Below are 8216 nucleotides of genomic sequence, written 5' to 3' on the forward strand. Positions count from 1 at the left end.
AGGGTCTCCCACGCGGTCTCCAGCAGCAGCCGCTGCTGCGGATCCATCGCGGCCGCCTCACGCGGACTGATCCCGAAGAACTCCGCGTCGAACTCGCCCGCGCCGTAAAGGAATCCGCCGTCCCGGGCATACGTCTTCCCGCTCAGCCCGCGCTCGGGGTCGTAGATCCCGTCCGTGTCCCAACCACGGTTCTCCGGCAACCCGCCGATCGCGTCCACGCCATCGGCGACCAACCGCCACAGGTCCTCCGGCGAAGCCACCCCACCCGGATACCGGCACCCCATCCCGACCACGGCCAACGGCTCGTCCGGATCGCTGTAGGCGACCGTCGGCAGGGCACCGGGGGTTCCGGTCCCCGGCGTCTCCAGGAGTTCGCGGACGATGTGCCGGGCCAGGACGGCGGGCGTCGGATAGTCGAAGATCAGCGATGTGGGCAGCGGGAGGTTCAGGTCCGCCACGAGGCGACTGCGGAGTTCGACGGCGGTCAGGGAGGTGTAGCCGAGGTCCTTGAACGACAGCGCCGGGTCGACCTCGTCCGCGCTCTCGTAGCCGAGGATCTCCACGGTGTGCCGGGCGATCAGCCCGGCCAGCAGGTTCGCGCGGATCCGGTCGCCGTGAGCCCCCGTCAGGGCGCGGAGTTTGGCTACCCATCCATGGAAGACGGTGCCTTCGTCCTCGCTGCCGGGGGTGGTGCCTCCGGTGGCCGCGGTGCCGGTGACGAGGTCGGGGACGTCGATCCAGTGCCGCTTGCGCTGGAAGGCGTACGTCGGCAGCGGCACCCGCCGCCCACCGGCCAGCAGCCCCGACCAGTCCACGTCCGAGCCGTTGGCGTGAGCCGCCGCGAGCGCGGCGATGACCGTACGGTCCTCCGGACGGCCCTTGCGCAGGAACGCGGCGGTGGCGCCCTCCTCGACCATTGCGGTCAGGACCGGGTCGGGGCCGAGTTCGAGGTAGGTGGTGATCCCCTGGTTGTGGAGGGTGGTGAGGCCGTCATGGAAACGGACCGCGCCACGGATGTGCCGCGCCCAGTAGGCAGGGTCGGTCAGTTCTTCGGCCGTCGCGATCAGACCAGTGACGTTGGAGACGATCGGGATCGAGGGCGGGTTGAAGGTGAGGGTGGCGGCGATGGTCTGGAACTCGTCCAGGACGCTGTCCATGTGCGGGGAGTGGAAGGCGTGGCTGACCGTGAGCCGCTTGACCTTCACACCTGCGGCCCGGAAATGCTCCGCGATCGTCTCGACCGCGTCCTCGTCACCCGAGACGACCACGGAAGCCGGACCGTTCACCGCGGCGAGGTCGACGCCCTCCACCAGGAGCGGGGTCACGTCGGCTTCGGGTGCGGCGATGGCGAGCATCGCGCCACCTGCCCGTGCCGCCTGCATCAACCGGCCCCGTGCAGCGACCAGCGCACACGCATCCGCCAGCGAGAGGACCCCGGCCGCGTGGGCGGCCGCCAGCTCACCGACCGAGTGCCCGATCAACGCATCCGGCCGCACCCCAGCCGCCTCCGCGACCCGGAACAACCCCGTCTCCACCGCGAACAACGCAGCCTGCGTAAACCGCGTCTGATCCAACAGACCATCGGCATCGCTGAAGACGATCTCTTTCAGCGACCGGCCCAAATACCCGTCCAGCTCCGCGCACACCGCATCAAAGGCTTCGGCGAAGACGGGCGAGGCCGCATACAGCTCACGCCCCATCCCCACCCGCTGGCTCCCCTGCCCGGTGAACAGGAACGCCGTCCCGCCACCAGCGGAGCCGCGGACGACACCCGCGCCCGACTCACCGGCGGCCAGCAGGTCCAGCCCGGCCAGCAGCTCCGCACGGTCCGCGCCCAGCACCACCGCCCGATGCTCGAACGCCGTCCGCGTCGCCACCAACGAGAACCCGACGTCCACCGGACGCGCCGAGGCGTCCTCCCCGACGAACTCCCTCAGCCGGGAGGCCTGTTCGCGCAGAGCGGCCTGCGTACGGGCCGACAGGATCCACGGCACCAGCTCGTCCGCCGCACCCGGATCCGGTGCCGTCACCTCTGCCTCGGGGGCCTGCTCGATGATCAGGTGCGCGTTCGTGCCACCCATCCCGAACGAAGACACCCCCGCCACCCGCCGACCCTCCACCGGCCACTCCCCCAACTCCGCCTGCACCCGCAGACCCAAACCCTCCAGATCAACCCCCACCGGACCCGACTCGAAATTCAAACTCGCCGGAATCCGCCCCTCCCGCACACACAAAGCCGCCTTCACCAAACCAACAACCCCCGCCGCACCCTCCAAATGACCCACATTCGACTTCGCCGACCCCACCACCAACGGCACACCCGAACCACCCCCACGCCCACGCCCCACCCCGTACACCGCACCCAAAGCCGCAGCCTCCACCGGATCACCCACCGGCGTCCCCGTCCCATGCAACTCCACATACGCCACACCCGACGCAGCCACACCCGCCCGCTCCAACGCCAAACGCACCACACCCGCCTGACCCTCCACCGACGGCGACGTCAAACCCACACCACCACCATCGTTATTCACCCCACCACCACGAATCACACAAACAACATCATCACCATCAGCCAACGCATCCCCCAAACGCTTCAAAACAACCACACCACCCCCCTCACCCCGCACATAACCATTCGCCCGACCATCAAAAACATAAGAAACCCCATCCGGCGACAAACCACCGAACCGCTCCACCGCCACCGTCGACTCCGGCGCCAAAATCAAATTCACCCCACCAGCCAACGCCAAAGACGACTCACCCTTCAACAAACTCTCACACGCCTGAAAAACAGCCACCAAACCCGACGACTGACCCGAATCCACCACCAAACTCGGACCACACAACCCCAGAAAATACGACACCCGATTCGCCACCACACTCCGATGCAAACCCGTCGAAGTAAACGAACCAAAACCCTCCACCCCACCACGACGCACCAACGCCGCGTAATCGTCCTGCATCACCCCCGCAAAAACACCCACACCCTCACCACGCAAAGAACCCGGCACCACACCCGCGTCCTCCAACGCCTCCCACGCCAACTCCAACATCAACCGCTGCTGCGGATCCATCGCCACCGCCTCCCGAGGACTCACCCCGAAAAACGACGCATCAAAACCATCCACCCGCCCCAAAAACCCACCCCGACGCACCCCACCAACCCGCTCGACATCCCACCGATCCCCCGGCACCTCACCAATCGCATCCCGACCCGCACACAACAAATCCCAAAACTCACCCACACCCACCGCACCCGGAAAACGGCACGACATACCGATAACAGCGATGGCCTCGTTGTGCGGCGCGTCAGAAATTGAAAGCACGATGCACGGTCCCCATTCCGTATTCACACCGAATCACAGGTCCAGCCGTTTCCCGGCAGGCGGAAGCCGTCTCCCGGCCGTGCCGGCTCGTACGCTGGTGGTCCGATACACGTCTTCCGCCCGGCCACCCTTTCGAGCGGCACTAAAGCGTCTCTTGCAGGGGTCTTGCGGATGCCGGGTCGGGTCGGGCAGGTCAGGTCAGGGCACGGCGTACTCCGCCGCTTCGATCCGTAGGTCGACCGGCAGATCCTGGCGGCGGGAGATGTTGAGCTTGCGGTAGGCCCGGGTCAGGTACTGCTCGACGGTGCTGACGCTGACGAAGAGCTTCGCCGATATCTCGCGGTTGGTGTATCCGTGGGCGGCGAGCGCGGCCACGCGCTTCTCCGACTCGTTCAACCGCTCCGCGTCCGCGTCCGCCTCGGCCTCGGCCTGGGCCTCGGCGCGCCGGGGCGGGGGAACGGTCGCGACGCCCTCGTCCGTGCGTCCCGGGACGATGCGCTCCGACAGCGGGACGGCTCCGCACTCGGCCGCCAGGTCACGGGCGCGTCTGGTCAGCGCGCCCGCTTTGGGCCCTTCACCGCTCATGCACAGTGCGGAGCCCAAGTCGGCCAGCGCACGCGCGAGTTCGAGCCGGTCACCGCAGTCGCGCAGGTCCTGGACGGCCCGGGTGAGCAGGTCGGGGCGGTGGCGGGCTTCGGCCGTGGCCGCGCTGGCCCGCAGCGAGATGCCGCGCACCCGGGCGCCCACGGCGTCGGGCATCGCCAGCTGTTCGGCCACCAGGCGCGCCGCGCGGGTTCGTTGGCCCAGGTGGAGGTGCGCCTCGGCCGCGTCGGTGCGCCAGGGCAGCGACCGCGGCCGGTCGAGGCCCCAGCGGACGGCGAGCCGTCCGGCGTCCAGGAACTCGCCGAGCGCGGCCTGCGGCCGGTGCGTGGCCAGGTAGTGACAGCCCCGTGCGCGGAGGTAGTTGAGGGCGTGGACGGTGGAGTAGAGCTCGCCCGGCGCGGTGGCCTGGAGGTGCTGTGCGGCGGCGGCGTGGTCGCCCTTCGCCGTGAGCGCCTGGACGAGTACGGCGAGCGGTGCGAAGAGGTACAGGCCTCCGCGTCCGGAGAGGTGGGTCAGGGCCGCGGTGGCCTCGCGCTCGGCGCCGGTCAGGTCGCCGAGGCGTAGCAGCGCTTCGGCGTGCACGGTGGCGAGGGCGGCCTGCCAGCCGGGGGCGCGCTGGACGCGGGCCTCCTCGCCGAGGGCGCGGCACCAGACGGCGGCGCGGCGCGGCCGGTCGGTGTGCACGAGGGTGCGCAGGGCCTGGCCCAGGGGTTCGAAGGTGGACTGGGCCAGTGGTGTGCCGCGCAGCAGGCGCTCGGCGGTCGCCGCGTCGTCGTCGGCTCCGGGGTGGGTCCACAGGGCCGCGGCGGGCCCCGCGGGGGTTCCGCGGCGCTCGGGGCCGGAGGTGGGGGGCAGGGCGAAGAGTTCGCGCAGCGGGTCCTCGGGGGCGGGGTGGCGGCCGGAGGAGGCCAGCCGTGCGAGGGCCTCGCCCGCTTCTTCCACGCGTCCTTGGGCGGCGAGGAGCCGGGCGAGCTGTCCGATGTCCGCGGCGGGGAGGCGTCGTTGGCGCAGGGCGGCCAGGGGTTCCTGGAGGTGGTCGTGCGCGGCGGCCGGGTGCAGTCTCCAGGTGTGGTGGGCCAGCTCCAGTGCGAGGTGGTGGCGGGTGCGCTCGTCGGGGGCTCCGGCGCGGGCGAGCTGGAGGAAGGCGGCGGCGCGCTCGGCGGATCCCTCGGGCGCCGATTCCTGGCGGGCCGCTTCGCACAGGGTCCGGATCTCCCAGGCGGCTCCGCCGGTGGCGCCGGCGGCGAGCAGCTGCTTGGCCACGACGTGGGGTTCGGCGCGGGCGGCGTGCAGGACCCGGGCCGCTTCGTGGTGCAGTCGGCGGCGGCGGGCGGGGTCGAGGGCGTCGAGCACGGCGGTCTCGGCGGCCGGGTGCCGCAGTCGGCCGCGGGTGGTGATCCCGGCGGCGTCGAGCGCGGCCATGGCCCGGGCGGTGGCGGCCGCGGTCAGCCCGGCGAGCGGAGCGGCGTGTTCGAGGGTGGCGTGTTCACCGAGCACCGCGACGGCCCGGGCGATCCGCCGGGTGTCCGCGTCGCAGCGGCGCAGACAGGTCCGCAGGGCTTCGGTGAAGGGGCCGCCGGCTTCGGGGTCGGCCTCGGTGGCGTGCGGGGAGAGTTCGCTGAGGAGGGCGCGCAGCAGCAGCGGGTTGCCGCCGGTGATCCGGTGGAGTCCGTCGCCGTGGGTGTGGTGTGCGGGGGCGCCCCAGCGTCGGGCGAGCCCGGCGGTGGCCCGTTGGTCCAGGTGGGCGAGCGGGATCCGGGCGAATCCGGGGTGGCGCAGGAGTTCGGTGGCGGCGACCGGGTTGTCGGTGCGGTTGTGGGGCGATCCGGCGAGGACCATCAGCAGGCCGGTGCCGCGCAGGGCGCGGGCGGTGTGCAGGAGGTCGGCGATGGAGGCGTCGTCGGCGTGCTGGAGGTCGTCGACGCAGAGCACCACCGGTCCGCGTACGCAGACGGCGCGCAGGGCGTCCTCGAAGTGCGCCGCCGTGGAACCCTCTTCCGCTTCCGCTTCCGGGGGCGCGGGCAGTGCGGCGGCGAGGCGTCGCAGCAGGGCGTGTCGGCGGTGCCGGGCGTCCGGGTGGGCCGTGGCGTACACCACGGTGATGTCCAGGAGGGGGGCCGAGTCGGCCACGTACTGGAGGAGTTCGGTCTTGCCGCAGCCGACGGCGCCCTCGATCAGGACGATTCCCGCCATCGCGGCCATGCATTCGTAGAGTGCTCGTTCCAGCCGTGCGCGTTCTTCGTCCCGGTACCAGAGCGCCATGAGTCGCCTTTCCGGTGGTGTTCCCTCACTTCTCCGGCAGCTTATGGACGGGGACGGCGGGGGCAGGGGGTCCGCGCGATGTCCACTAGTTGCACGGCAGGAACTACCGGCGGGCTCAGTTCGAAAGGATCACTTTGGGTTCGATGCGGGGGTGTTGGCGGAGCCGCCATTCGCGGGGGTAGCCGACCGACACCTCCTCGAAGCGCACGCCGTCGTACCAGGTGGTGCGGGGTATGTGGAGGTGGCCGTAGACGACGGTCGTGGCCCGGAAGCGCAGGTGCCAGTCGGCGGTGCGGGCGGTGCCGCACCACTGTGCGAACTCCGGGTGCCGCAGGATCCTGGTGGGTTCGCGGACGAGCGGGAAGTGGTTGACGAGCACGGTCGGCAGCTCCGGGTCACAAGCTGCCAGCCGTCGTTCGGTCTCGGTGACCCGGGCCCGGCACCAGGCGTCGCGCGTGGGGTACGGGGCGGGGTGCAGGAGGTATTCGTCGGTGCACACGATGCCCGCGTCGTACGCCTGTGCCAGGGCCTCTTCCTTGGTCCGGGCGGTGCCGGTGCGGAAGGTGTAGTCGTACAGCAGGAACAGGGGGGCCACGACGACGGGGCCCTGGGGGCCGTGCCATACGGGATAGGGGTCCTCGGGCGTGGTGACGCCCAGCTGCCGGCAGACGGAGACGAGGTACCGGTAGCGGGCCTCGCCGCGCAGCTGGACCGGGTCGTCGGGCGGGGTCCACAGGTCGTGGTTGCCGGGGGCCCACACGATCCGCGCGAAGCGCCGGGCGAGGGTCTCCAGGGCCCATTGGACGTCCCCGGCCAGCTCGCCCACGTCGCCCGCCAGCAGGAGCCAGTCGTCGTCTGTGCGGGGCCTGAGCCCTTCCAGGACCAGCCGGTTCTCGGGGTGGGCGACGTGCAGGTCGCTGATCGCCAGCAGGTTCCCGCGCGGCATCAGAGGGCGCGGGGCGCGGGGGCGGCCGGGCGGGTGGGGGCCGGGTGGGCGGCGGGTTCGGTCATGAGCGGGCGGACACCCGTTCGCGGGCGCCGGTGGCCGGCGCGGACGCGGCGTGCGAGGCGAAGGCGGCGAGGTCCTCGACGACGGCCGCGGTGACCTCGGCCTGCTGGTGGGCGAGGTAGAAGTGGCCGCCGGGGAAGGCCCTGAAGGTGAAGCGGCCCCCGGTCAGTTCCCGCCAGGCGACGGCCTGTTCGGGTGTGACCCTCGGGTCGGAGGTGCCGGTGAGCACGCTCAGCGGGCAGCGCAGCGCGGGGCCGGTGCCCTCGGCGCGGTAGCGGTAGGTCTCGATGGCCTTGAAGTCGGCGCGCAGCGCGGGGAGCACCATGCGCAGGATCTCCTCGTCGTCCAGGACGCCGGGATCGGTGCCGCTGAGCAGCCGCACCTCCTCGACGAGGGCGTGGTCGCCGAGGGTGTGCACGTGGTCGGTGCGCAGGATGTCCGGGGAGCGGCGACCCGAGACGATCAGGCCGAGCGGGGGCTTGCCCTCGCGTTCCAGGCGGCGGGCCAGTTCGAAGGCCAGGACGGCGCCCATGCTGTGGCCGAACAGGACGAGGGGCAGGTCGTTCCAGGGCGCGAGGGCGTCGTGGATGCCGTCCACCAGTGCGGTGACGTCCTCCAGCGCCGGTTCCAGGCGCCGGTCCTGGCGGCCGGGGTACTGGACGGACAGCACGTCGGCTCCGGCGTCGCCGTGTGCGGCGAGCCGCTGGGAGAACGGGAAGAAGTACGAGGCGGTGCCCCCGGCGTGCGGGAGGCAGAGCAGGCGGACGGGCGCGTCGGGGGCGGGGTGGAAGCGCCGGATCCACGACTCGCGCTGTGTGTCAGGGATGCTCATGGTGCGGCGTACTCCTTCATCCACCGGGTGCGTTCATCGGACGGAAGCTACGGTCCCGGGTTAAAGCACTCCTTTAGCCGTCCGCGGCGCTAGGGCGTGTTTCGAAAGTAGCGCCTGGCTCGCGACGCCTGGTACCGCGCCTCGCGGCGTTGTCGGAACGCCCGATTACGTCCAGTAGGCG

At 71.3% G+C, this 8216-nt stretch carries 4 protein-coding genes; all 4 read right to left on the bottom strand.

The window, feature by feature from the left end; all coding sequences use genetic code 11:
• On the bottom strand, positions 1-3278 hold a 3278-nt coding region (locus ACFWAR_RS38775; protein WP_385788259.1), incomplete at its 3' end, for a beta-ketoacyl synthase N-terminal-like domain-containing protein.
• Between the two features lie 249 nt (positions 3279-3527).
• Positions 3528-6194 carry an AAA family ATPase gene (locus tag ACFWAR_RS38780; RefSeq protein WP_385788252.1) on the bottom strand — a complete coding sequence of 889 codons (2667 nt, stop codon included), beginning with the start codon at positions 6192-6194 and terminating at the stop codon, positions 3528-3530.
• A gap of 115 nt (positions 6195-6309) precedes the next feature.
• Positions 6310-7140: a metallophosphoesterase family protein gene (locus tag ACFWAR_RS38785; protein WP_385788254.1), complete on the bottom strand. Its 831-nt coding sequence runs from the start codon at positions 7138-7140 to the stop codon at positions 6310-6312.
• Between the two features lie 61 nt (positions 7141-7201).
• Positions 7202-8035: a thioesterase II family protein gene (locus tag ACFWAR_RS38790; protein WP_385788256.1), complete on the bottom strand. Its 834-nt coding sequence runs from the start codon at positions 8033-8035 to the stop codon at positions 7202-7204.
• Positions 8036-8216: the final 181 nt, after the last annotated feature.

This window comes from Streptomyces sp. NPDC059917 (assembly GCF_042730635.1).
GTDB lineage: Bacteria > Actinomycetota > Actinomycetes > Streptomycetales > Streptomycetaceae > Streptomyces.